General features: G+C 51.0%; 19 protein-coding genes. 11 read left to right on the forward strand and 8 right to left on the reverse strand.

Annotated features, from left to right (window positions below; all coding sequences use genetic code 11):
- The 4 genes from Q0X64_RS02860 to Q0X64_RS02875 all read left to right on the forward strand — a co-directional run.
- A partial coding sequence (locus tag Q0X64_RS02860) for an immunoglobulin-like domain-containing protein (RefSeq protein WP_297808822.1) occupies window positions 1-2,755 on the forward strand: 2,755 nt, incomplete at its 5' end.
- 120 nt (window positions 2,756-2,875) lie between these two features.
- A complete protein-coding gene (locus Q0X64_RS02865; protein ID WP_297808825.1) occupies window positions 2,876-3,829 on the forward strand; it encodes a GlcNAc-transferase family protein in 954 nt (317 codons plus the stop codon).
- A gap of 195 nt (window positions 3,830-4,024) precedes the next feature.
- Complete coding sequence (locus Q0X64_RS02870; protein ID WP_297808828.1) at window positions 4,025-4,621, forward strand: hypothetical protein; 597 nt, start codon at window positions 4,025-4,027, stop codon at window positions 4,619-4,621.
- A 129-nt stretch (window positions 4,622-4,750) separates the two neighbouring features.
- Window positions 4,751-12,553, forward strand: coding sequence for a retention module-containing protein (locus Q0X64_RS02875; RefSeq protein WP_297808830.1), 7,803 nt, complete (start codon window positions 4,751-4,753; stop codon window positions 12,551-12,553).
- A 141-nt stretch (window positions 12,554-12,694) separates the two neighbouring features.
- Here the strand turns inward: Q0X64_RS02875 and Q0X64_RS02880 are convergent, their stop codons facing one another.
- From Q0X64_RS02880 to Q0X64_RS02910, 7 genes are read right to left on the reverse strand one after another with little or no spacing between them, the layout of a single operon-like run.
- On the reverse strand, window positions 12,695-13,102 hold the full coding sequence (locus tag Q0X64_RS02880; protein ID WP_297808833.1) for a type IV pilin protein: 408 nt from the start codon (window positions 13,100-13,102) through the stop codon (window positions 12,695-12,697).
- On the reverse strand, window positions 13,092-13,388 hold the full coding sequence (locus Q0X64_RS02885) for a hypothetical protein (protein WP_297808836.1): 297 nt from the start codon (window positions 13,386-13,388) through the stop codon (window positions 13,092-13,094). The genes Q0X64_RS02880 and Q0X64_RS02885 overlap by 11 nt, the downstream gene beginning before the upstream one ends.
- 13 nt (window positions 13,389-13,401) lie before the next feature.
- A complete protein-coding gene (locus Q0X64_RS02890) occupies window positions 13,402-16,950 on the reverse strand; it encodes a PilC/PilY family type IV pilus protein (protein ID WP_297808838.1) in 3,549 nt (1,182 codons plus the stop codon).
- Window positions 16,951-16,952: 2 nt separating this feature from the next.
- Window positions 16,953-17,492 (reverse strand): PilX N-terminal domain-containing pilus assembly protein, encoded by a 540-nt coding sequence (locus tag Q0X64_RS02895; RefSeq protein WP_297808841.1) that lies wholly within the window; start codon window positions 17,490-17,492, stop codon window positions 16,953-16,955.
- Window positions 17,489-18,559 carry a PilW family protein gene (locus tag Q0X64_RS02900; RefSeq protein ID WP_297808844.1) on the reverse strand — a complete coding sequence of 357 codons (1,071 nt, stop codon included), beginning with the start codon at window positions 18,557-18,559 and terminating at the stop codon, window positions 17,489-17,491. The genes Q0X64_RS02895 and Q0X64_RS02900 overlap by 4 nt, the downstream gene beginning before the upstream one ends.
- Complete coding sequence (pilV, locus tag Q0X64_RS02905; protein ID WP_297808846.1) at window positions 18,556-19,029, reverse strand: type IV pilus modification protein PilV; 474 nt, start codon at window positions 19,027-19,029, stop codon at window positions 18,556-18,558. Before pilV ends, Q0X64_RS02900 begins: the two co-directional genes overlap by 4 nt.
- The gene (locus Q0X64_RS02910) at window positions 19,023-19,562 is read right to left on the reverse strand and encodes a GspH/FimT family pseudopilin (protein ID WP_297808983.1); all 540 of its coding nucleotides are present in this window, start codon (window positions 19,560-19,562) and stop codon (window positions 19,023-19,025) included. The genes pilV and Q0X64_RS02910 overlap by 7 nt, the downstream gene beginning before the upstream one ends.
- Window positions 19,563-19,850: 288 nt before the next feature.
- Here Q0X64_RS02910 and flgB point away from each other — a divergent pair, with 288 nt between their 5' ends.
- Genes flgB through flgG form a run of 6 tightly spaced genes read left to right on the forward strand, consistent with a single transcriptional unit; the run spans window position 19,851 to window position 24,347 of the window.
- Window positions 19,851-20,261, forward strand: coding sequence for a flagellar basal body rod protein FlgB (flgB, locus tag Q0X64_RS02915; RefSeq protein WP_297808849.1), 411 nt, complete (start codon window positions 19,851-19,853; stop codon window positions 20,259-20,261).
- Window positions 20,262-20,263: 2 nt separating this feature from the next.
- A complete protein-coding gene (gene flgC, locus Q0X64_RS02920; protein ID WP_297808851.1) occupies window positions 20,264-20,677 on the forward strand; it encodes a flagellar basal body rod protein FlgC in 414 nt (137 codons plus the stop codon).
- A 23-nt stretch (window positions 20,678-20,700) separates the two neighbouring features.
- Complete coding sequence (locus Q0X64_RS02925; RefSeq protein WP_297808853.1) at window positions 20,701-21,384, forward strand: flagellar hook assembly protein FlgD; 684 nt, start codon at window positions 20,701-20,703, stop codon at window positions 21,382-21,384.
- Window positions 21,385-21,396: 12 nt separating this feature from the next.
- Window positions 21,397-22,722: a flagellar hook protein FlgE gene (gene flgE / locus Q0X64_RS02930; protein WP_297808856.1), complete on the forward strand. Its 1,326-nt coding sequence runs from the start codon at window positions 21,397-21,399 to the stop codon at window positions 22,720-22,722.
- Window positions 22,723-22,775: 53 nt separating this feature from the next.
- Complete coding sequence (gene flgF, locus Q0X64_RS02935; RefSeq protein ID WP_297808858.1) at window positions 22,776-23,519, forward strand: flagellar basal-body rod protein FlgF; 744 nt, start codon at window positions 22,776-22,778, stop codon at window positions 23,517-23,519.
- A gap of 42 nt (window positions 23,520-23,561) precedes the next feature.
- Entirely contained in the window at window positions 23,562-24,347 is a 786-nt protein-coding gene (gene flgG / locus Q0X64_RS02940) for a flagellar basal-body rod protein FlgG (RefSeq protein ID WP_297808860.1), read from the forward strand.
- A gap of 108 nt (window positions 24,348-24,455) precedes the next feature.
- Here the strand turns inward: flgG and Q0X64_RS02945 are convergent, their stop codons facing one another.
- The gene (locus Q0X64_RS02945; protein WP_297808862.1) at window positions 24,456-24,806 is read right to left on the reverse strand and encodes a DUF559 domain-containing protein; all 351 of its coding nucleotides are present in this window, start codon (window positions 24,804-24,806) and stop codon (window positions 24,456-24,458) included.
- A 165-nt stretch (window positions 24,807-24,971) separates the two neighbouring features.
- Here Q0X64_RS02945 and Q0X64_RS02950 point away from each other — a divergent pair, with 165 nt between their 5' ends.
- Entirely contained in the window at window positions 24,972-25,679 is a 708-nt protein-coding gene (locus tag Q0X64_RS02950) for a flagellar basal body L-ring protein FlgH (protein ID WP_297808864.1), read from the forward strand.
- Window positions 25,680-25,685: the final 6 nt, after the last annotated feature.

Below are 25,685 nucleotides of genomic sequence, written 5' to 3' on the forward strand. Positions count from 1 at the left end.
GACGCTGGCGAACGGTGAATCAATAACCATTGATGCTGGTGATAGCAGTGGTGATTCAGCGCCGGTTGCTGTTAATCAAGACGATCTGGTGCTTGAAACCGATAGTATCGATAACAACATCACCGGCATCAGCGAAGATAATGCCGGTACTGATGGTGCGTTCGAGAACCTGGGTTATGACAGCAGCACTGTCAGCACCACAATCACTGATGACAGTGATGGCGTAAATGTCGTTCTGAGCGCAACTAGTTCCACAAGCGAAGATGGCGGTAGCATTACCTACACTGCCAGCCTGGTTGATGGTGATAACAATCCGGTTACCACTAACAACGCCATTACCGTGACGTTGGCGAATGGTGAATCAATTACCATCGCTGCGGGTGATAGCAGCGGTGATTCAGCGCCAGTTGCAGTCAACCTTGACGATGTGTACGTGGAAACCGACAGTATCGATAACAACATCACCGGCGTCAGCGAAGACAATGCCGGTACTGATGGTGCGTTCGAGAACCTGGGTTATGACGATAGTACTGTCAGCACCACAATCACTGATGATAGTGATCCGGTTACCGCCACGCTCACAACCTCAACCACTGAGGTTGATGAAGATGGTGGCGATATCACCTACACCATCACATTGACTGGTGGCCCTGGCGATATCGACCCGGATGCCGATCTGGTCTTCAACCTGGCTAATGGTGAGCAGGTGACTATCTCTGCCGGCGATACCTCAGGTTCGTTCACCCGCACCTACACTGATGCTGAGATTACTAACCAGGTGTCTATCACCAATAGTATTCAAAGCATTCAGTCAGGCGGTAGTGAGTATGAAGATCTGCAGACTGCTGGTGAAACCAGTGTGGATGTCTACTACGCGCCGATTCCTGATGAGCTGTATGTCGGTACGAATGAGCCCAATACGCACGAAACCAGTGGTGGTAATGATGTCCTGATTGGTGATTTGGGCGGTAAAGATCAGCAGTTCAATCCTGGCAAGAACTACAGTATTGCGCTGATTGCAGATGAGTCAGGCAGTATGGATGATGACGGCCGTGCACAACTGCTGAAAGATGCGCTCGAATCGTTTGTGAATGACTTGGCTGATCATGATGGTGTGATCAACATCGGGCTGATTGGTTTTTCCAATAACTCATCACTGGAAATCTCGGTCAGTGATATTGCCAATGACTCTAATGCGTTGAATGACCTGCTCGCCGAGATCAGTCAGCTGGAGGCAGATGGTGGTACTAATTACGAGGCGGCATTTGAAGATGCTGTCGATTGGTTTGGTACGCAGCCCTCAGGCCATGAGTTCATCAGTTACTTTATGACTGATGGTGATCCGACCTACAGCAACAGTGGTAGCAATGGTGGTGGTAGTACAACCAACTACGAGGACCTCTATGATGCTGTACAGGCCTTCCAGGCGCTGAGTGCCATCAGTGAAGTCAATGCCATCGGTATTGGTAGTGGTGTGAACACCGACTATCTGCGGTTCTTTGATAACACCAATAACACTGGCACTGGTACTGAAACCTTTGGTACAACGACCACTGTTCTGGCTAATTTCTCGGGGTCGAACGATGACCTCGATACAGAAAGCGATTGGACAATATCAGGTGATCCTCAGGGTGACTTCGAAATAGATAATGGTTACATGACCATTCAAGATCGTCGTAATGATGGGCAAACAACTCTTACCAGTACAATGTTTGGTGTAGCTGTAGATGGTTCTATCCTCCAATTTGATTATCAGACCTCTAATCTTGGTAATGATGAGATCACATGGTCTTTGCAGAAGCTTGATGGAGGAGCTTGGGTTGATGTCAGTGGTGAAGGCGGTGTACTGCCTGAGGAGACTTCACGGGATACAATACAATCGTCGCCACTAGATTCAGGAAGTTACCGCCTTGTATACACCGTTGATGCTGATGGGGTTGGGTCAACTGAAGAACTATATTTAGATGATATCGAGCTTCAAGTACCACAGCAGGTCACCGGTCCCGTCGGTGAACCTCAAGTCATCAACGACGCCGATGAACTGACTGCTCAACTGCAAACCGGTAACACCACGGAAGGCCCTGCCGACCTGGGTGATGACGTGCTGCAGGGCGGTGAAGGTGATGATGTTATCTTCGGCGATACCTTGTTCACTGATGACCTGACCTGGACCAATACGGATACTGGTGAAACATTCAGTGCCGGACATGGCCTGGGCTATGAAGGTCTGGTGGAATATCTGACCTGGTCAGTGAATGGTGGTACAGCGCCGGATGATGCACAAATCATGCAGTACATCCGTGATAACTACGAAGATCTGATTAACCCGAACCCAACTCAGGCTGAGATTGATGCTGCTGGTGATGACACGCTCATTGGCGGTGGCGGCAACGACATCCTGATTGGCGGTGAGGGTGCTGATATCTTCCAGTGGAACGAAGGCGATGACGGCACAACGGGCTCTCCGGCTGTGGATTATGTTGTTGACTTTGATGCCAGTGAGGGTGATGTGCTTGACCTTGCTGACCTGTTGGATTCAGACGGTAGTAACAACATTAATGCAACTAACCTTGATGATTACCTCAAGGCGAACTTCGATAGTGTTGAAAATACCACTACCGTTGAGGTCTACACCAATGGCGATGCCAACTCCGGTGGCCAGTCAACACAGAACATCGTGTTGAATGGTGAGTTTACTCAGCAGGATCTGACTAATCTGCTGAACAACAACAACCTTGATGTTGACCAGAGCTAGTCACTCTGGTGGCCGGTAACAGCGCATCGTGACCGGTCAGCATCGTTAAAACAAAAGGCCCGCGGTAGTCATACCGCGGGCCTTTTTGTATGCTGAGTCAGCATCATTGATTGAGAGACCATGAGCCAGAATCAACCTACTGTTTTTGTTGCCATTGCCAATTACCGTGACAAGGAGGTGACGTCGACAATCAATGACCTGTTGCGGCAAGCGACCAGGCCGGATCTTATCCGGATAGGCGTATTGTCTCAGGTGATGGCTGATGATGACTGCTGTGCGCCGGCTCATCCGCAAGTGGAAGAAATAGTGATAGATGCTGCGACCAGCCAGGGTGTCTGCTGGGCGAGGAGTCGTTTGTATCAGGAGATGTTGGGTGATGAGGCATTCATACTGCAAATTGACAGTCATATGCGTTTTGAACCCGGTTGGGATAAGCGGTTATTTGCCATGTGGGAGCAATGCCAGAACCCCAAAGCGATAATCAGTCACTATCCCTTGGGTTATAAGCCACCAAATCACTTACCGAACAAAGAGATCACGGTGTTAAAGCCGGGTAAGTTTAATCTAGGTGGGACGCTGGTGTATCAGTCCGATACTTATCCCTACAATGACAGACCTGAAAGCCCCATTCCCTCCGCTTTTTTCTCAGGTAATTTTTTGTATACACCGGCCTCAGCACTGAAAGAGGTGCCGTATGATCCGAAGCTTTATTTCTTTGGTGAAGAAATTACCATGTCAGTGCGTTTGTGGACCCATGGCTGGGACTTCTATGCACCCAACGATGTATTGGCATACCACAATTACGGCAAACAAACTGCACGCCCCCGTCACTGGGATGACCATGCAACAGTGGAGCAGTTGGAAGCTCGCAGTGTTGATCGTATTCAATACTTGTTGACTGGCCGTGAGCCGCTCAATGACGAATCCCTGGAAGATATCGAGCATTATAGTTTGGGGGAACAGCGTGCGTTATCCGATTATGAAGCAATGACCAAGGTTGATTTTCAGCAACAGAAAATCCTGGAAACGCACTATGTGAAAGCTGGCAGACCTGTTCGTCTTTTCAAAGCCTGACATTTTCTGGCGTTGAACCAAAAGTGACAGCCATAATTTAACTTTATTGTAAACAAAGGTTTACAGTTTTTGTAACGCTTTTATTACATTGTACCAAGGTACAATAGATCGCTATAAAATCCCGGCGCAATAATAAATCCAAACTGGTAAGCCACAGTCATGTTCTAAATTGTTTCTCTTACGGAGGGATTCAACATGGCGTTACAAGTCGGTGTAGTCAATATTATTCATGGTGAGGTCTCGGCCATCAGGGCTGACGGCACAAGCCACGCGCTGCAGGTCGGCGACAGTGTCTATTTTCAGGACTGCATCTCCACAGGTTCGCACGCAGCCATCGAAATCAGTTTTGCTGATGGCAGCCTGATGGATTTGGGCCGTGACTCCCAGGTCATGCTCAGCAGTGAATTCTTCTATCCCAAAGCGACGAATGTCGAGGCCACTGATGATTTATGGGTGGCTGTGGCAAACGCCAATTTCCTGATTGATGCTGAGGGGGATGACATTCTCTCTGGTCATCAACAAACAAGTGATACCCATTTTGCTGACTCTCAACCTCCCGTTTTTAGCTTTCCTGATGACGCGGGTGAACTCAGCCTGACTGATGTATTGAGTCAGGGCAATAACCATATTGCGGGTGTTGAACACGAAGGCTATCTGCAGGTTCAGGTCAGCAACCAACACGGTGTTATTGAATGTATCAACTTAACCTCGGTGGCAGCGGTGAATGATGCGGCTGCACAGAACGCCCTGGATATTTTACTCAATCCGGGGTCGGCTGAAGACAGTTATTAAGGTTTGTTTAGCAAGGCGGGCTTTTATCAACGCAATGTTTCACACTCACGCATCCTGGAAGGGTGCCGACTGATTAAAAGCTGACAATTAATTTAACCATGGATGGTGTTCCTACGGGAGGCGATAGCCATGGCGGTACAAATTGGAATTGTTAAATCATTAGTGGGTCAGGTCACAGCAACGGCGGCTGACGGTTCAATCAGAACATTACAAGCCGGCGACCAGGTTTATGCCGATGAATTAATCTCAACAGGTCCCAACGGTGCCATCGAAATCGAGTTTGAAGATGGCAGCGTCATGGATCTGGGACGAAACTCCCAGGCCACGTTGGACAGTGAGCTCTATGATCCACAGACTGCGGTTGCCGAATCAGATGAACCGGTAGATGACGACATCGCTGCTATTCAACAGGCCCTGCTGGAAGGCGAGGACCCAACCGAAGCCGGTGAAGCTACCGCAGCGGGTGCTGGGGTAGAAGGCGGTAATGAAGGTCATGAAGCCGTTTTTGTGGATTACCTCAATCCTGAGGTCACCCCGACCGCCGGTTTCGACACCATTGGTGTGACTAACGAATACGACCTGCCGGAAGAGGACCTCATCATTCTGGATGAAGAAGATGGGGCTCCAAGCGCCGGTGGCACTGAGGTGTTTATCGATGAGGATGATTTACATGACGACGACAGCTTTTCAGCTATCATCGCTGCATTTCAGCTAGACACCTCATATTCTGTCAGTTTCCCAAATAAATCAGGTAACAATGATGAAGAACCCGGCGATGATCTGCCGCCTGATTCATCCACCACTCAGACCGGCAACCTGAATGCCAGCTTTGGCCCTGACGGTCCGGGAAACGCTGGCTTTAATGCCGCATCATCTCAGCCTTCGGATCTGACTTCTGAAGGTTATCCGGTGCAAATCTGGGTGTCTGATGATGGTGCCATGCTGGTTGGCTATATTCTGAAGTCTGATGACTACGGCGATTATGGCGATGCCCGGGCTCAGTTTATTGATTCGGCTTATGGTGAATTGGCCGAGATCATTTTCACTGCAGAAATTCCTGACAGCGGCGCCCTGGATTATGCTTTCACATTGCATGGCCCGCTGGATCACCCCGCCGGTGACGCAGAAAATAATCTGCTCATCGAACTGGGTTATACCGTCACTGACAGTGATGGTGACAGCGCAAGTGGCGTATTAAGCATCAATGTCGATGATGATGTGCCCAGCATTGTTGCTGTTGAGGGCGACTTTAATCCTGTTACCGCTATGGTTGTGGAAGATGCCTTATCTACCACTGTAGAACCCAGCGATAGCTCAGAAGGTATTCTGGATGCGGGGCAAACCACTGATGATGATAGCGCCAGTGGCACTGCCGGTTCGCTGACCAGCCTGGTGAATGTCACTGGGGGTGCTGATGAGCCGACCTCTCTGAGCTTTGGTTTGCTCTCTGATACCAGTGATCTGCCAACACTTTATTCCAACGACGTTACCGTCACTTATTCTGTCAGCGGCAATGTGCTGACTGCCATGGCAGGCGATACAGTCGTCTTTACCCTGACCGTCAATGCCGACGGCAGTTGGGCTTTTGATCTGGATGATCAGTTGGATCACGTTGATGCTGACGGTGATACGGGCACCATGCTGGTCACTGACGGTGATCCGGTTGCAGCTATTGATTTCTCATCGGTCGTGACGGCCACGGTGGAAGATGCCGATGGTGACACAGCCACGCTGGACGGTTTATCCGCTGGTGCATTCACTATCAGTGTTCAGAATGATGTGCCCGTAGCTAATGATGAAACACCGCACAACCTGACTGAAGCCGATCTGGCCATTGATGGCAACGTGCTGGGCAACGATTCTCCAGGCGCTGACGAAGCCATAACCCTGACCCACGTGAATCTTGGCAGTGGTTTTGTTGCCATCAGCAGTGGTACTGACCTCGGCGATGGCAACTATGGCTTTAATGTGGCTGGTGTCGGTAGCTATAGTTTTAATGCAGACGGAAGCTGGACTTTTACCCCGGCTGACAGTGTTGATAACACCGAAGGTGATGTAGATGCCGGTTTTGACTATCGCATCAAGGATGCCGATGGAGATCCTGCAGAAGCGAATCAGCCTATCACAATTACTGATGGTGCAGGTCCGATGGCCGGAGACCCCATCACCCTTACTGTGGATGATGAAAACCTGGCTGACGGCTCCAACCCGTCCTTACCGGTGGAAGACTCAGACGATATCGTCTTCACCGCCGGCAGTGACGCCATTGCCAGCATTGTGTTTGCCACTGATCTGACTGGTCTGGACAGCAGCCTCGACTGGACGCGGGTGAGTGACAACCAGATTGTGGGCCGTGATGGCGGGGTGGATATTGTTACCCTAGACCTCAACGTTGTCGGTACAACCGCTACTGTTAAAGCGACGCTCAATGATAACTACGACAGCCATCCCACCTTTACCGCGGATGACCTGCAATCACTGGGCAGTGTGGGCGTCATCGCTACTGATATTGATGGTGATACCGCGACCGGAACGGTCAATGTTGAAGTGTCTGACGACGTGCCGGATATGACCGTCAGTGGTACTGGTACCGTGGCTGAAGACGCTGGCAGCCCGATTAACGGCACCTGGGATAATGCCAGTGCCGGTGCTGATGGCGCGGCCAGTACCGTGGTCAAAGTCGGCAGCGATGAGTATGCACTGGACAGCGATATCAACCTGGCCCAGGGTACGCTGCGGGTCAATGCCGACGGCAGCTGGACTTTCGATCCAAACAGTCTGGATCAGGACGATCCACAAAGCCTCACCTTCAGCGTGGAAGTGACCGATGCGGATAATGATGTGGCCAGTGACGATCACACCATCACCATTACTGATGGTGCAGGTCCCATGGCCGGAGACCCCATCACCCTCACCGTGGATGATGAAAACCTGGCTGATGGCTCCAACCCGGCATTACCGGTCGAAGATAGTGACGATATCGTCTTCACCGCCGGCAGTGATGCCATTGCCAGCATTGTATTTGCCACCGATCTGAGCGGTCTGGACAGCAGTCTTGACTGGACGCGGGTGAATGACAACCAGATTGTGGGCCGTGATAACGGGGTGGATATCGTGACCCTCGACCTGAACGTTGTCGGTACCACTGCGACTGTTAAAGCGACGCTTAACGACAACTACGACAGTCATCCCACCTTTACCGCGGATGACTTACAAGCACTGGGCAGTGTGGGCGTGATTGCCACTGATATTGATGGTGATACCGCGACCGGTATGGTAAATGTTGAAGTGTCTGATGACGTGCCGGATATGACCGTTTCTGGCACCGACACCGTGGCCGAAGATGCTGCCAGCCCGATTAACGGCACCTGGGATAATGCCAGTGCCGGCGCTGATGGTGCGGCCAGTACCGTGGTCAAAGTGGGCAGTGATGAGTATGCACTCGATACAGATATTGTATTGACTGAAGGCACGCTGCGGGTCAATGCAGACGGCAGCTGGACTTTCGATCCGAACAGTCTGGATCAGGACGATCCACAAAGCCTCACCTTCAGCGTGGAAGTCACCGATGCGGATAACGATGTGGCCAGTGACGATCACACCATTACCATTACCGATGGTGAAGGCCCGATGGCTGGTGATCCGATTACCCTCACCGTTGATGATGAAAACCTGGCCGATGGCTCTAACCCGGCCTTGCCGGTCGAAGATAGTGACGATATCGTCTTCACCGCCGGCAGTGATGCCATTGCCAGCATTGTGTTTGCCACCGATCTGAGCGGTCTGGACAGCAGTCTCGACTGGACATGGGTGGGTGATAACCAGATTGTGGGCCGTGATAACGGGGTGGATATCGTGACCCTCGACCTGAACGTTGTCGGTACCACTGCGACTGTTAAAGTCACGCTCAATGAAAACTACGACAGCCATCCGACCTTTACCGCGGATGACTTACAGGCACTAGGCAGTGTGGGCGTGATTGCCACTGATATTGATGGTGATACCGCGACCGGTACTGTGAATGTGCAAGTCTCGGATGACGTGCCGGATATGACCGTCAGTGGCACCGACACCGTCGCTGAAGACGCCGCCAGCCCGATTAACGGCACCTGGGATAATGCCAGTGCCGGTGCTGATGGCGCAGCCAGTACCGTGGTCAAAGTGGGCAGCGATGAGTACGCGCTGGACACAGATATCAACCTGGCCCAGGGTACGCTGCGGGTCAATGCCGACGGCAGCTGGACTTTTGATCCAAACAGTCTGGATCAGGACGATCCGCAAAGCCTCACCTTCAGCGTGGAAGTGACCGATGCGGATAACGATGTGGCCAGTGACGATCACACCATCACCATTACCGATGGCGAAGGCCCGATGGCTGGAGACCCCATCACTCTCACCGTTGATGATGAAAACCTGGCTGATGGCTCCAGCCCGGCCGTACCGGTGGAAGACTCAGACGATATTGTCTTCACCGCCGGCAGTGATGCCATTGCCAGCATTGTGTTTGCCACCGATCTGAGCGGTCTGGACAGCAGCCTCGACTGGACGCGGGAGAATGATAACCAGATTGTGGGCCGCGATGGCGGGGTGGATATTGTTACCCTCGACCTCAACGTTGTTGGTACCACTGCGACTGTTAAAGCCACGCTCAATGACAACTACGACAGTCACCCCACCTTTACCGCGGATGACTTACAGGCACTGGGCAGTGTGGGCGTCATCGCCACTGATATTGATGGTGATACTGCAACCGGTACTGTGAATGTGCAGGTATCGGATGATTTGCCATCCGCGCAGGACTATATCGGTGGCAGCTATACCGAAGGCAGTAGTAATAATGTGGTTGCCGCCGATGCTGCCGCAGCACTGGGCATTGCAGGTGGCGCAGACGGCCTGAACAGCAGCCTGCAGGCAATCAGCTTCACTGGTGGCCAGGGCACGCTGTTCATTAATGGCAGTGGTCAGTTGGTTTACACTCCGCCTGCCAATGTGGCGAATACCAATGGCAATCCTGTCGATGATGTCTTCAGCTACACGGTGACTGACAATGATAATGACAGTGTCACCAGACAGGTTACTGTCAGTATTACCGATACCGGTGTAACCGAACTCAGCGCGAGCAATGCGCTGGTCGATGAAGATGATCTGCCGCTCGGCAATAATGACAGTGCCACCGGTGATGACAACCCTGTGAGTACTGGCAGTATCAGCTACACCGTTGGTGCTGATGGTTTCGACAGTGTCAACTTGTCCACAACCGGTGATACAACGGGTCTGGTGACACATGACGGCGATGCCGTTGATACCACCTGGGACAGCGGCAGTAACACATTGATTGGCTATGTTTCTGGTACTGACAGCAGTGATGCCGCGAACCATGTGTTTACTGTTTCGCTGACCAATATCACTGCCAGTGGCGCAGACTATGATGTGACATTATTGCAGCCGGTCGCGCATGCGGATGCCGATAATGAAAATAATGTCGACTTCAGCGTCAACGTCAGCGTTTTGGATAATGATGGTAGTGAGGGAACAACCAGCTTTAACATCAATATTGATGATGATGTGCCGGTTGCCACACCAGAAGAAAACAGTGGTGATGCGACCCTGGTGGTCAATACCAACCTGATGCTGATATTGGACGTGTCAGGCAGTATGGATGATTCGGCCAACTTCCAGGGCATGAGTCGACTGGAAGTGATGATTAAATCCAGCCTGAAACTGATTGAACAGTATGAAGCCCTGGGTGATGTGATGGTTAATATCGTCACTTTCAGTCAGGATGCTTCAAATTCTGGTTGGGTATCCATCGCCGATGCAAAAGCGATCCTGCTTGGATTGGATGCCGGTGGTGGCACTAACTACGACCGTGCCTTGGGTGAAGCCATAGATGCTTACGGTGTTGCGCCGCTCACAACCGATGCCCAATCAGTGTCTTACTTCATGACCGATGGACAGCCAACCTATGGGGCTGAAAGCAATGGTGGACCACCATGGGATCAATTTGATGGCGATCTCCAGGGCAATGGTAATGATGTGAATTCTAGTCCTGATAATGGTATTCAGGCCGAAGAAGAAGCCGAATGGAAAACCTTCCTCGAAGACAACGATATCAAGTCTTATGCGCTCGGTATGGGAACAGGCAGCGTCCAGGCACAGCTTGAACCGATTGCCTACGATGGCGCCAGTGCCAGTGAACAATCGGCTATCGTGGTGACCGACTTTGCCGACCTGGAGCAAACCTTGATTGGTACGGTAGAAGTACCGCCACTGAGTGGAGATTTACTCAATGACGGCACACCGCCAACTGCTGGGGCAGACGGCGGTTGGGTCTTCGCCGTGACAGTAAACGGCGTCAGCTATCAATATGATCTGGACTCTGATACAGCGTCTGTTACTGGCGGGGCATCCAACGGTGTCTTTGATGCGGCTGACAATAAATGGACGATCACCACAGCTGCCGGCGGGACTTTAACTGTCGATATGGATGACGGTGATTATGAGTATCTCGGTCCGGATATGGCGGTGACAGAGGTGTTTGGCTATACCATCGTCGATAATGACGGCGATATGGCCGCTAATACACTGACCGTGACAATAGACCCGGCTGATGGACCGATGGTGGTTCGCGATGACTTTGTGCTGACCAACCAGGATCCGGTTGATATTCCCGACTGGGCATTGCTGGCCAATGACACAGGTCCGGATAGTGACAGCCAGGTCATTTCGGCAGTGTCCAATGCCAATGACGGCAGCGTATCTGATAACCCTGACTCTGTTGCATTTGATGACAATGATAACGACGGCGGCAGCTTTGATTACACCAATACCGCGGGCAGTCGATCAGATGACGCGAATGTCTCAGTCGAACGGCAGTCCGGTGATACCATCCAGGGCGATTATCTGGATGAAATCCTGATTGGTGGCGATGATGCTGAAACACTGAATGGCGGAGCCGGGGACGATATCCTGATTGGTGGCGATGGCACGACGGGTACTAACCCCGTTGCCCGCCAAGTCAATCTTGATGTGCGATCCGGCTCAACATTTGGCAACAGTAACCAGTTTGGTTTCGCCTTTGCCTCAGGGGCAGGCCTGTATATCACTGAAATCAGAATTGATATCTCCAGTGAGGGTTTCTTTGACCAATCGGGTGGCAGTAGTTATCCCTTTACCATCGGCAATGAGTCCACGGTGTTGATGGCTGACATCAATACCGTGACAGCGGGTGATACGACAGAATTGGTCATTAATTTCGCTCCCGGTAGCTTTGTTGCAGGAGAAACCCTACGCTTCGGAGTCGATACCGATGGTGATGATATTGATGAGGGCGGGGAGTTTGGCGATGAATCTATCCCCTACAGCATCAGCTTCAGTGATGGTGAGACGATCAATGGCAACTACACTGATGGACCAGGAGGTGGTAACAGTGATACGAGTGATGCCACTGCTGTTGGCTCGCCGGTGGCAGAGCCTGCTGTTGATGACATTCTGGATGGTGGCGATGGTAATGACATCCTGCAAGGTGGCGGCGGGAATGACCTCCTGACCGGCGGTGAAGGGGATGATATTTTCCTCTGGAGAGCCGGTGATGAGGGAACAACCGCACAACCAGCGATGGACATCATTACCGACTTTAATGCCAGCGGTGAGTCTGATGCCATAGACCTCAGGGATATACTGGATGGTGAGAGTTACCAGCTATCCGGTGCCAATGAAGTCAACGGCGGCAATATCCTTGATTACCTGAACGTTCAGGAAGTGGGGGATGATGTAGTGATCAGTGTCAGTACTGATGGCAGTGGTGATGTGAATCAGACCATTACACTTCAAAATACCAGCTTCACTGATTTGGGTGTCACCGGGACAACGCAGCCCGAGATCATCGGCCAACTGTTGGCAAGTGGCTCCATTCAGACAGATGAAAGCTGATAACTAGCGGGATTGTTAAACATTGAGGCCGGCTTTTTAGCCGGCCTTTCTTTTATGTACCTGAGTCATTATGGCTTATTGAAGCCATATCAATGCTTGAGCACGGGTTGTTTTCTGTTGAGGTTTAGCAACTGGGACTCATTAATTCCAGCAACCAGCGGGGGTACCGGCACTGGTTTCATCCAACACCATGGTGCCGCAATTATCAGCAGCCTGTGAACCCTGAGGCACAGCCTGAACATTAAACCCAGTATCAGTGAGGTTGTTGAGATTCAAATTGTAATAGGCTTGTCCGGTCTTGGGTGACTGCCCGAATGGTTGATTGCCACCCCCGGCTCCCTGATAAGTGAAGTTTTCACCGTAAAATCGCTCAAGGTAACTGGCCAGTTCCAGCATATCTGCCTGGGCATTGGCGCGGCGTGTCTCTCTGACCTGTTCCAGGTAGGACGGATAGGCAATGGCCGCAATAATGCCAATAATGACCACCACGATCATCAATTCGATCAGGTTGAAACCGCGGTTTTTGCTGGGTCGATTATTAATCATCATTGTTATCCAGAGGCCAGATTTCGGTAATGTAATGTGTATCATCACGTAATTGCATATTGAAGCCAATCTCACTGCCGATGACGGGGGTAGGCCCAAGTTCTCCTCCAGGCATGAGGCCGTGAATTTGGGTATTCAGGTCAACATCATAGGTCTGGTTTGAGATGACAATCGTGCCACTTTGCTCAGGAGCACTGGTAATCACCCCGGTGTGCTCATAGGGCAAAGACTCTTGTGCGTGCAAGCTCGAGGCAAGCAGCAAGCCAAACACTGATAAGATTCGTTTCATTATTAGCTCCTGCCTAATAATCCAACTGCCGCCACGACTGACGACCCACAAAGCCAGGACCCGGGTTTTCCACGGTGACTTCAATATTACCGTCAGCACCACTGGTGTATTTAAACTCACGTTGTCCGCCGGCTTCACTGGCGATACTTGGACGAGCAATAATACCTACTTTGGATTTTTTACCTGATACGGGTACAAAGTCATCTTCGCCATCACCATCAAGGTCGCCGACATTGAGGAAATCACCCGGCGTAAAGCTTTGATCGCCATTCAAGTCAAATGGTGAGTAGGATAAGCGCGAGCCCGAAGCATAATTGACTTCCATCAGCCAGCCGGTACCGCCATCGTCGCAGGGGTCATCAGAGGGAACCAAGGTAACGAAGATCACTCTGCCATTACGAATAATGGCGTTACTGACCTGTCGTTCCCCGAAGTTATTACTGTTACCACCCTGTGTATTCACCAGGTCGATATACCAGCCATTTTTACTGGACCAGTCAATGGCGTAATTGGAGCTGATACGGAAATCATCATTGTCACTACTGACTTCTTTCACAATTTGTTGCTGTAACAAACTAGAGCGATTGAATGCAGTCAGGGAGTTCAGACGTTTGTCCCAGATACTGTAAAAGCTCTGAGTGACCTGACCTGTCGCACTGTTATCACCGACTTCAAAGTACTTACCTGTGCCAAACAACAGCAGGTAACCCTTTTCACTGGGATGACTCACCACCTGAACCTGGGTGGTGATAGGTTGAACGTTCGAGCCAGTGCAACTGTTTCCGAAACAAGCAGTATAAAGCGGACGGGGGTTGGCTCCTGTTTTGTAGGTGAAATCCCAGTTCGCTTCATCGTTAGAGGAAACATCAACACTCCATACGTTTCCAAACAGGTCTCCAGCATAGATTAAATCAACAATACGGTCATTGTTGGTATCAACAGCAGTAGGAGTGGAGAGACCATTAGGACGGTTGTTGCCAGTTGGATCATCAGCAGTGCCGACGAGCGTGTCGAATTTCTTAATCAATGCACCGGTTTCGATGTTAACCAGATACATCACGCCATTGCCGGTAATGCTGTCAGTCGCGTTGTTACCATCCAGGTTGTTATCGTCATTGTTGTTGTACCCGCCACTGAAAAGGGCTGCCCACTCACCATTGTTCATGCGGATAATACTGGGTTGCCCAAAAGTCAGGCCCATATCGCGGTCGTCATCATCGCTGAATTCCCATAACACGTTAGCGGCAGCATTAGCTTCGGTGTCAAAAGTTGAGGGATCTGTCACATCCAGCGCAAATATGCCCTGACCCCCTGCACCCAGTCCTGAGACTAGAACGGTGTGCCATTCATCATCGCTGAAAAAGGCATCAAAGATAGTTGGGCTACCATCTACAAAGTATTCATGGTTGTAGTTGGTAGAACTCAGGGACGCCAGTTTGTCGAAAATAATGTTGGGAATATAGGCAAATTCTTCCTCACCGGACATGGCATTGAAAGCGTGCATCATGCCATCATTCGCGCCAACATAAATCAGGGGCTGACGGTTGGCTTTGTCGGTGACAAAAGCGGAGTAGGGCACAGCATTTTCCGGCTGGTTGGCGCCCCAGTAATTAGGATAGCTGGCGTTGGGTTTGGCTACGTAGGTTGGGGTGGAGTTGATAATATCGCCCAATGGTGTATTGCGGTTTCGATAGCTACCACCGTTTCTTATCTCTCTGCTGGCATTACCACGGATATAGCTCTGCACAAAGGTATCACCCAGTTGTGCCTGTTGAGTGGCATTCAACTGATTCCAGCGAAAGCGTTGCCCCGTTGAGCCGTCAGAAGTAATGATGATCCGCTGACCCGGGCGAGGAATTAATGTGCTGGCATCCCAATCCAGGTCGGCGATCAGCGCTTCGGTATCAATTTCATAAGCAAGCAATTGGCCACTCCAGTCACCACTTTTAAAGCGCGCCTGGTAAATCCGGGTATCACTGGAAACAGAGCCGGAGTTAAGTGCCACCGAGGCGGCAGAAGACGTTCTGGATGTAATGTTGTTTAGAATGGCAGATAGAGAATCTGAAAATTGTTCAGGTTCAGAGGCACTGAAGAACTGTCCACGGGTATTCACTGCGGCGTGCCACATATCGTCAATATTTTCTTCCCTGTCACTGCCAGGCTGAGGCCAGTCGATGCTGCCATCAGTTAAATCATCCAAGTCACTGGTTGGATCAAGCGTGCCGGTGACGCCCAAGCCCACGGTGAAAGTCACCAGGTGCTGCCAAAAAGCCGGATCCTGCTGGTTCTTAGTCACTTCATTGGAGAGGTTGGGCCGCAGATCGCGTTTCCAGAAGTCCATGGCAACATCAGCGAGTGTATTGCTGTGGTTATCTGAGTAGGGGGGCGTCGGCGTATATTGATAGTCATCGTCGTTTGGACCGGTAATGACATTCCCAGCGGTGTTATCACTATTGCCTACACCAGGGTTGGAGCCATTCCAGTACCCATCTGTGGTAAGGATGTGGTAACTCTGACGACAAACTAAATGATCGCTGTTGTCATTAGTGCCGGGCGTATTACCCCACGGCCCACGGTTATCACTGCGTTCAAAATATTCACCTACCTCTCTCGCCGCGGTGCGGAGTGGCGTGCCGTTAGCATCGATAGTATGGTCGTAAAGACGATCAAAAAAGCCCGACCGGGAGGTGCCGGAAAACTTCCTAACTCCATCAATCACAGCGCGGCTACTATAGACGCCATCCACCGTTCTGCCACCCTGGTTGATGGCTGCAAAACCAACACGCAGATTTGTTCCCTGTTTGGCAAAAGCCTGACCAACACCGGCACGGGCCATCAACACCCGCGAGCGATAGTATTGAAACCAGTTGGCAAAGTTCTGGATCTCTTCATCACGGGTTCTGGGAGGTTCACCGGAGTTGTTTGGATAGGTTGTTCCAGAAGGCGTGCTGCTGGTTATTCGAATTCGAGTGTAGTTGCCCCTGTCTTCTCTGTCACCAGCACCGTCATAAATGTAGTAGGTGATGGGCCAGAATGAATGGTTGCCATTACAGGGATCCCCAAAAGCGCTGCCAAGGTTAGTGCTTCTATACCAACACGCATATTGTGATTGTTGGGCAACCAGGTTTATATCTCCCACCCATGGAAGTGCAGGGTTGTAGTAGGCTGCGTTAGGATCGGCATCAGGCATGCTACTGCCATCCGCGTTGCTCCATGGGACATACTCGATGTCTGGGTTGTAATAAACGGAATTGTTGGCTGAGGATCGGAGGAAAAAGTTATGGACATTGTCGTCATCAAAATTTGGTATCTGGTTTACGTAGACCCCAGCACCATATTGATTTGATTGTCTGGGGTATAGATAACTGGCAAATCCTCTGATTTCATCAGGCATGATTTCAAACTGCATTGAACCAGAGTCATCCAACGTAAACATGATGTTGGGCTCTACAGCACCACCCAAGTATAGCGGCACATTGCTGATATCCAGTGTCGCGGCCGAAGCCAACTGATGCACCCCAAATAAAAAGATAGCAACAGTCGAAGATAAGAACTTTTTCATTATCAGTACTCCTTGACCACGGTGGATTGCAACATAACTCGAGTGACCGCTGAACCACCGGTTCCTCTGGCTGTGATCCGGTAATAGTAAATACCGGCTTTGGGTTTACTCTCGACTTCGTCGAATGATTTCACATCTATTTCTTCGATGATATAGCGGGGCGCAGCAGCCACATTACCGGGCAGAACAGAAGCCACGGCGTTATTGGCCCACCATGTAGCATCGCGCTCCTGCCACCAGGGTTGTGCATTGGTGGGGTCAGGATCGAGATCGGTTGAATTAAGTATATAAATATTACTGTTAGCGCCTGACACCGTCGGATCTGGGCGATTGATAAGTGAGGAAACAAAGCGCTCAGCATCACGCAAAGCCACTTCGGCTGCCTGATGGGCCAGTTCCCTATCTCGCAGGTTATTTGCCATTTTTTCCTGCATGACACCGCCGCGCATGGCAAAAATACCAATCAAGGTCATCAGCAACAAAATGATAAGGCCGACAATCAATGCCGCACCGTGTTGTCTGGAATGATATACCTTGCTCATGAGCTACGATTCTTTAACATGATAGTTTGGGTGTAGACGCGGCGTAGCCTGCCATCATCAGGCGTCACTTCAACACCATCCAGAAAATAACTGCCATCACCTAGGGCCAGGTTCGTATCAGTGCTGGTCCCGTCCAGATTGATCATCACCAAACTGATTCTGACGCTGATAACGTCAGACCAGAAACCGACGTTGTTTGCATTTTCATAGCTGTCGACAGACAGGTCGCCATTGGAGTCAACGCCATAACTCACCTGCATTTGTTCTACGCCTTCAAGCAGCGCCTGAACGGGGGAGTCGTTAGTCTTCTGGTACAGAGAAGGCATACCATCAGCGTTGTTACGAATGTAAAAACTGTGAGATGCGATGGTATTTACCCAACTGTTCGGTCCATAGATACCCTCAAGCGGCTCGTTTTTATTGCCCGGCGTTCCGACATTGGGAGCATAGTAAAGGTCACCACTGGAAGGGTCATTGGACACCTGGAATACCGTCGTGAATTCACAGTTACTGACCATCACGATATTGCTACAGGTTGGTTCTGAACCTGGATCACAATTATCCAGACCATTATTTGCCCCGATATCAAAGTGATCACTTTGCTGACTCAGTATGGGGATGTAGGCAGCGCCCACGGTGCGGATAGTCAGAATATCACTGCCTGGTATAGCGTCGGTCAAATCTCCGGGTTTAGCGGGTGCCCAGTTGTTTCCTGCTGATTCATGACCAGACACGGGCTCATCCATTGACCAAAAATAACTGGTGTCAGTAGTGAGCATGTTTTCCATGACCCGTCCACCCTGGGCTTCACCCGAAGTGGCATCATCGTCATCGGCAGCTTTTTGGGTACTCAGTGAGTTACAACCCCGGTAGCCTGCGCGTGACAGAAACTCACCAATGTGGAAAATGGCGTAGCGGCCATCCTCCTGCATACGCGCCTTGACGTCCTGAGTGCGGTAAAGTTGCCTTGAACTGATAAACAGTTCAATCACGGCTGCGACGACAAGCAAGCCAAGCACCATGGCCACCATTAACTCAACCAGAGACAGACCGGTTTGTTTCTTCATACGGCACCATCCAGTGTCATGGTTGAGGTGGCCCGCTCGTTGTAGTCGGTGTCAGCGGCGGTACCAGTCTGAATATCAGTCCAGGTGATGGTGATGGTGCAGACAAACTCATTAAGCGGATTGAAAGCGGGGCAGGCGACGCTACCGTTTCCGGCCGGGAGTTGTTGGCTGACAGTGGTGCGCCACTGGAATAAGTCGGTATTGGCGGTTGTATCCTGATTAGCGGGTGGGTCATCGTCGATGTCTATCGCATAGTTGCCCGCGTAAGCAGCGTTTTGATTGGCTTTCATGCGGTTAAGCATATCCACAGCAAGAATTGAGGCCTGCGACTTAAGGTCAGCGCTTTGTGTGGTTTTCAGGGTGACGACCTGAAGATGAGCCAGGCCCAGCAGACCAATGCTGAGCACAAAAACGGCGATCATCACTTCCAATAATGTGAAGCCTCTGTTTTGGAGAGCGTTATTTAGCATGGAGCGCCTCCGTCAGTCACTCTGGCGCTACCAGAAATATTGACCGTGATATCTTTGCCGTTGTTTGCGCCGGGTATGCAGACAGTGAAAGTATCCCCTGTCCCGCCAGAGCCACGTATTTCACCAGTGGGGCTGAAAGCAATCCAGTTGTCGAAAGTGCCGCCACTGGTAATGGTGATGTTGTTATTCAGAGCAGGTTGTGTGCGGATTGTGCAGTCAAGATCTTCTGCTGCACAATTTTCGTTGGCCACATTATCGTGTATTTCGTCTCTGTCCCAGTCAGTAAAAATAGTCCAGCCACCATCCCAGACGGAGGCTGTACCACTGTCACTGAGCATGGTGATTTGCACACCACGGCGAATAGCTTCGCTCCTGGCCAGTTGAAGTTCACCCAGAAAATCATTGGCACGGGTCGTGATTCTGTGATCTCGCAGCATTTGGGTAAAGCTGGGCGCAGCAATAGCCGCCAGAATGCCGGCTACCGCCAACGTAATCATCAGTTCGATTAAAGTAAACCCTTTGGTGCGAGTCATTCCTGTCACTTGCACTCCTCCCTTAGCCTAATTTTTATGTTCAAAACCGTTCTGAGTCAAGTAATTAGAAGAAATATTTTGTGAACTACGTCACACGTCGTAGTTGATTCTTTATATAGCGACACAATCTGGCAGAACTTAATCGGCACTTTGCAGGTGGCAATGCTTGCCGCTATGCCGCCTGAATAATTGCCGCCCGACAGTGAAATCCCAGTAAAAACAGCCGCTTAATTTGTTGGCATGCAAACTGCTAAAACCACAGCAAGAGATGTTTTAGTGGAGTGTGATATGTCATTCAATTTTGATGCTGCTCTGGGTATTCATGCTGATGCGCTGAGAGTGCGTTCCCAGCGTGCAGAGCTGCTGGCTTCCAATCTGGCGAATGCCGACACGCCGAATTTTAAGGCGAAAGACATTGATTTTCGTCAGGCGCTGAATCATGCCATGGATGACAGTGCGCCATCAAAGATGAAGACAACGCATCAGAATCATATTCCTTTTACCGGTGGGGCTGGCAGCAGTGGGCAATTAGCGCCGGTGCAATATCGCACCGCCCTGCAGGACTCGCTGGATGGCAACACCGTGGATGAACAAATCGAGCAGTCACAATTTATGCAAAATGCGGTGCAGTATCAGGCCAGCCTGCAATTTCTGGGCGGCAAGTTCAGTGGCATCACTAAGGCCTTGAAAGGAGAGTAAGCATGTCGATGTTTAATATTTTTGATATAGCGGGCACCGGCATGAGCGCTCAGTCTCTGCGCCTCAACACGACGGCCAGTAACCTGGCTAATGCCGACAGTGTCAGCAGCAGCGTTAATGAAGTCTATCGTGCCCGTCAGCCGGTCTTTTCCGCGGTTTTGGATGATGCCCAACAAGGCTACAAACAGGGCTCGGTTCAGGTTCATGGTGTCACCGAGAGTCAGGCTGCAGTTCGCTCCGAATACAACCCGAGCCATCCGGCCGCCAATGAAGACGGTTATGTCTTCCACTCCAATGTTGATCCGATTACTGAAATGGCCAATATGATGTCGGCCTCGCGCTCATATCAGAACAACGTTGAAATCGCCAATACATCCAAACAGCTCCTGCTGCGAACACTGCAGCTGGGCCAGTAATTTAAGCACAGGAGTAGACAGTCATGGCAGTGAACGGTGTAGGTGACAACCCATATGGCTTCCTTAACAGCCAACAGTCGGCGGACAAAAAGAACGAGACAAAAGATACCGGCCAACTGGCGTTGGAAGACTTCATGTCGCTGATGACAACCCAGCTTCAGAACCAAGACCCGCTGAAACCGATGGAAAGCGGTGACTTTCTGGGCCAGATTGCTTCATTCGGCACGGTTAGCGGTATTGCTGATTTGCAGGATTCTTTTTCCAGTTTTGCCAAATCTATGCAGTCTGATCAGGCGTTGCAGGGCTCATCTCTGGTGGGGCGTTCGGTACTGGTTCCGTCTTCTATCGGTCTGATGTCACCGGACAGTGGCATGACCGGGCAGATCAATGTTGCTGAGCCAGTCAGTGATCTGAAAGTTCAAATCTACAACGAAGCCGGTGTGCCGGTAAAAACAATTGAAATGGGTGCCGCTTCCGGCTACACCAACTTCACCTGGGATGGCTTTGATGACAACGGTAATGCCATGCCTGAAGGTATTTATCAGTTTAAGGCGACCGGCACAGTGGATGGTGAAAACACCGCCTTTGCCACTGCCACAGTTTCTAAAGTTTCAAGTGTTCTGGTGGGCTCCGGCAGCCAGGGTTTAACAGTCAACCTCGCGGGCATTGGCTCAGTGCCGTTCAGCGAAGTACAGGAAATCATCTAAGGAGGACATGCCATGTCTTTTAGTACAGCATTAAGCGGTCTCAATGCAGCCACAGCGGACTTGAATGTTAAATCCAATAACATTGCCAACGTCAATACCACCGGTTTTAAAGAGTCACGGGCTGAGTTTGGTGATGTTTTTGCGACTTCAGCTTTCGGCACCACCAGTAAAACTGCAATCGGCAATGGCGCGGTGCTGCAGAATGTGGCGCAGCAATTCAGTCAGGGTAATCTTGAGTTTACTGATAACGCTTTGGATCTGGCGATTAGTGGTGAAGGCTTCTTCGCCATGGCGCCTGAACTGGATAGTGGCGAAGTCATTTACAGCCGAGCTGGCGAGTTCGGTGTGAACAAAGATGGCTACATCGTCTCGAATGAGGGCTGGTACCTGCGCGCTTTTCCCGTTGATAGTAGCGGCCAGATTTCAGCCACAAGTATGAATGCGACCGGCCCTGTGCAACTGCCACCTTCATTTGGTGCGCCGGAAGCAACGACGGATTTGAATATTGCCACTAACCTGCCTTCTACTTCTCCGGGTATTGATGACGGTGCGGGTGGCATTCTAGCCATTGACCCTTCTGACCCAGACAGTTACAGCTTTTCGACCTCTGCCACCATTTATGACTCACTGGGTAATGAGCACATTGTGACAACTTATTATCAACACATTGACTCCAATGCCGGAACACCAGCTGCAGGAGATAACCAGTGGCAGATGGCTGCCTATGTTGATGGTGGTGAGGTGAAAGGGGGCACACCAGGCACACCGTTTGCTCTGGAGACCGGTGCAAGAGTGAGTTTCAATGCTGATGGTACGCTGGACACGGTAAACCCTGATCCGATTACCTTGTCTTTTGCTGATGGCGCTGCCTCAGAATGGGCCAGTGGTGCTGATACCCAGACAGTGAACCTGTCATTGGGCGGTTCAACTCAAAACTCCGGCTCATTTAATGTGGGTGCACTGACGGTGAATGGCTTCCCGACTGGTCGTCTGACCGGGGTCGACTTCAGTGAAGAAGGCCTGATCCGCGCCACCTACAGTAATGGTCAGGCTGTTCCTATCGGCAAATTGGCTCTGGGCGATTTTGCCAATCCACAAGCGTTGAATAAAATTGGTAACACCGCCTGGAAAGAAACCACGGATTCCGGTCCGGTGATTGCTGGTGAGGCTTCAACCGGTAGTTTTGGCAAGGTTCAGGCTGGTGCACTGGAAACCTCAAACGTCGATTTGACCAAGGAACTGGTGGGTTTGATTACCGCCCAACGGAATTTCCAGGCCAACTCCAAAGCGATCGAGACCAATAACGCGATCACTCAGACCATTATCAACCTTCGTTAGTCACCTTCTGTTCCGGGCCCTGCCTGATAGCAGGGCTTTGGGAGGATAAATCTATGGACCGCAGCCTTTTTATTGCCATGAACGCCGCCCAGCAGACCATGCAGGCGCAGGCGACCAATGCCAATAACCTTGCCAATATCAACACCACCGGTTTTCGCGCCGACTTTGAGCAGTTCCGCAGTATGCCGGTATTCGGCGAAGGTTTGCCGACCCGGGTCTATTCCATGACCGAACGACCTGCGACTGATTATCAGCAGGGTTCGGTGCAGTCGACCGGTCGTGATCTGGATATCTCGGTACAGGGCGAGGGCTTTATTGCCGTGCAGGGTAAAGACGGCCGCGAAGGTTACACCCGTGCCGGTGATTTACACATTACCGAGACTGGCCAGTTGGTGACCGGCACCGGTCTGGCCGTGATGGGCGAAGGCGGTCCGATTGCGATACCGCCAGCGGAAGAAGTCGAGATCGGCAGTGATGGCACTATCTCTATTCGTCCGATTGGTGAAGCTGCCAATGCTCTGGCAGTGCTGGATCGCATCAAACTGGTCAAACCGGAGCTGCAGAATGTGTTTAAAGACAGCGATGGCCTGATGCGCATGCGTGATGGCGGTGAAGCACCTCTGGATGCCACTGTAAAGGTCTCTTCCGGCACTTTGGAAAGCAGCAATGTCAACGCGGTCGGTGCTTTGGTCAAGATGATCGAACTGCAGCGTCAATATGAAATGCAGGTCAAGATGATGAAAACCACCCAGGAAAACAGTGCTGCATCGGCACGTTTAATGCAGATGGGTGGCTAAGTCGCGCTTAACGAAAGCGGCTTTAATTGAGGAGTTAAGAGTATGAATCAGGCTTTGTGGATTGCTAAAACTGGTCTGGATGCCCAGCAAACCAGAATGTCGGTTATTTCTAATAACCTGGCAAATGTGAATACCACCGGCTTTAAACAGGACCGGGCGGTATTTGAAGACCTGCTGTACCAGACCATGCGTCAGCCTGGTGCTCAGTCATCCACTAGCACCCAGTTACCTTCTGGTCTGATGGTCGGTACTGGTGTGCGTACAGTGGCCACCGAAAAACTCCATACCCAGGGCAATATCCAGCAGACACAGAATGCGCTGGATATCGCCATTCAGGGCCGGGGCTTCTTCCAGGTTTTGATGCCGGACGGCACCATATCCTACACCCGTGACGGCACCTTCCAGCTTGATTCCACCGGCCAGGTGGTGATGTCCAATGGCTACCAGTTGGAACCAGGCATTACCATCCCTGAAGATGCCCAGAGCATTACCATTGGCTCAGACGGCACAGTCAGTGTTTTATCAGCTGGTGACAGCGATCCGACGATTGTCGGCAACCTGGATTTGGCAGACTTTGTAAACCCGACCGGTCTGCAGCCTGTCGGTGAAAACCTGTTCAAGGAAACAGCAGCCAGCGGCGCACCGATTATCGGCACACCAGGGCTGGATGGTTTTGGCACGACGGTCGGTGGCGCACTGGAAACCTCCAACGTCAATGTGGTCACCGAACTGATTAATATGATCGAGACCCAGCGGGCTTATGAGATGAATTCGAAAGCGATTTCCACCTCCGATCAGATGCTGCAGTACGCCAGTCAGAATCTATAATTGCTGACTTTATTTCAGAATAAATAGCGTAAAGCGGTTATCACTTGGTTGCGGCAAGATGATCCCCTCTCCCCTGGCGGGAGAGGGGCAGGGTGAGGGGGCGTCAAATTAAAACTGCTTTCCCCGACATAGCTTCTTCAGAACACGCTCCAACACTGCATCGAGTTGATTTAATACTTCATGATTCCAGAAACGAACTACCTGAAAACCCTGCTGTGTCAGATATTGTGTTCGTTTATCATCGTAATGTGTATTTTCGGCATGCTGCCCATCATCTAGCTCTATGATGAGCTTTGCCTCAAAACAGGCAAAGTCGACAATATACTCACCAACTATCACCTGACGCCTGAATTTAAGGCCGTTCAATTGTCTCTGGCGGACGTTCTGCCACAGCTTTTGTTCAGCGTCCGTCATGTTTTTCCGTAAATGGCGGGCACGTTCTTTGAGTACTTCATCCATGAGCATTGATTCCGTAATGTGCATAAGCACCCCCATCCTAACCTTCCCCCATCAGAGGGGGAAGGAACTGTTACTTCACTGTTTGGGGGCGTATTAGCGACAAAACAGGAGACTGGCACAAAGTCTGCAAGAAGTTAGAACAAAGCTTTTTTGCGGAGAGTGATCATGAGATCAGTGCTGTCATTTCTCGTCCTGTTCAGTGCGGCATTATTGTCGGCCTGTGGTGGTAATACGGTAAAACGTGACCCGGCCTATGCGGCGGTGAGACCGGTGCCGGTTCAGCCACAGGAAAAACACGATGGCGCTATTTTTGACGCGCGCAACAACATTTCCCTGTTCGAAGATTACCGTGCCCGCCGGGTTGGCGATATTTTGACGGTGAGACTGGAAGAGCAGACCGATGCTGAGAAAGAGACCGAAACCACGGTCAATAAAACCAACAGCAGCAGCGTTGCCAACCCCACAATTTTTGGTGCCAGCCCGGAGTTCAGTCTGCCCGGCGCTTTGCCGCTGGATAACACCAGCAACAATAACCTGGCTTTTAACTTCGGTTCCGAAACGGATTTCGAAGGCGAGGGGGAGAGCGAACAAAACAACCTGCTCAGCGGCAATATCAGTGTCTCGGTGGTGGAAGTGCTGGCAAACGGCAATATGTTTGTCCGCGGTGAAAAGGTCATCACCATCAATCAGGGCAATGAATATATCCGCCTGTCGGGCATTGTCAGCCCACGTGACATAGAGGCAGATAATTCCGTTTCGTCGGTAAGAATTGCCGACGCCCAGATCGCCTATGTCGGCGATGGCCCGACCAATGATGCCAATGTGATGGGGTGGCTTAGCCGTTTCTTTGCCAGTGCGCTGATGCCGTTCTGAGGGTAG

Source organism: uncultured Methylophaga sp. (assembly GCF_947259025.1).
Lineage (GTDB): Bacteria > Pseudomonadota > Gammaproteobacteria > Nitrosococcales > Methylophagaceae > Methylophaga.

Coding starts and splice junctions, on each gene's coding strand:
- Q0X64_RS02865 (WP_297808825.1), top strand. CDS start 2,876: ATGAGCCAGAATCAACCTACTGTTTTTGTTGCCATTGCCAATTACCGT.
- Q0X64_RS02870 (WP_297808828.1), top strand. CDS start 4,025: ATGGCGTTACAAGTCGGTGTAGTCAATATTATTCATGGTGAGGTCTCG.
- Q0X64_RS02875 (WP_297808830.1), top strand. CDS start 4,751: ATGGCGGTACAAATTGGAATTGTTAAATCATTAGTGGGTCAGGTCACA.
- Q0X64_RS02880 (WP_297808833.1), bottom strand. CDS start 13,102: ATGATGATTAATAATCGACCCAGCAAAAACCGCGGTTTCAACCTGATC.
- Q0X64_RS02885 (WP_297808836.1), bottom strand. CDS start 13,388: ATGAAACGAATCTTATCAGTGTTTGGCTTGCTGCTTGCCTCGAGCTTG.
- Q0X64_RS02890 (WP_297808838.1), bottom strand. CDS start 16,950: ATGAAAAAGTTCTTATCTTCGACTGTTGCTATCTTTTTATTTGGGGTG.
- Q0X64_RS02895 (WP_297808841.1), bottom strand. CDS start 17,492: ATGAGCAAGGTATATCATTCCAGACAACACGGTGCGGCATTGATTGTC.
- Q0X64_RS02900 (WP_297808844.1), bottom strand. CDS start 18,559: ATGAAGAAACAAACCGGTCTGTCTCTGGTTGAGTTAATGGTGGCCATG.
- pilV (WP_297808846.1), bottom strand. CDS start 19,029: ATGCTAAATAACGCTCTCCAAAACAGAGGCTTCACATTATTGGAAGTG.
- Q0X64_RS02910 (WP_297808983.1), bottom strand. CDS start 19,562: ATGACTCGCACCAAAGGGTTTACTTTAATCGAACTGATGATTACGTTG.
- flgB (WP_297808849.1), top strand. CDS start 19,851: ATGTCATTCAATTTTGATGCTGCTCTGGGTATTCATGCTGATGCGCTG.
- flgC (WP_297808851.1), top strand. CDS start 20,264: ATGTCGATGTTTAATATTTTTGATATAGCGGGCACCGGCATGAGCGCT.
- Q0X64_RS02925 (WP_297808853.1), top strand. CDS start 20,701: ATGGCAGTGAACGGTGTAGGTGACAACCCATATGGCTTCCTTAACAGC.
- flgE (WP_297808856.1), top strand. CDS start 21,397: ATGTCTTTTAGTACAGCATTAAGCGGTCTCAATGCAGCCACAGCGGAC.
- flgF (WP_297808858.1), top strand. CDS start 22,776: ATGGACCGCAGCCTTTTTATTGCCATGAACGCCGCCCAGCAGACCATG.
- flgG (WP_297808860.1), top strand. CDS start 23,562: ATGAATCAGGCTTTGTGGATTGCTAAAACTGGTCTGGATGCCCAGCAA.
- Q0X64_RS02945 (WP_297808862.1), bottom strand. CDS start 24,806: ATGGATGAAGTACTCAAAGAACGTGCCCGCCATTTACGGAAAAACATG.
- Q0X64_RS02950 (WP_297808864.1), top strand. CDS start 24,972: ATGAGATCAGTGCTGTCATTTCTCGTCCTGTTCAGTGCGGCATTATTG.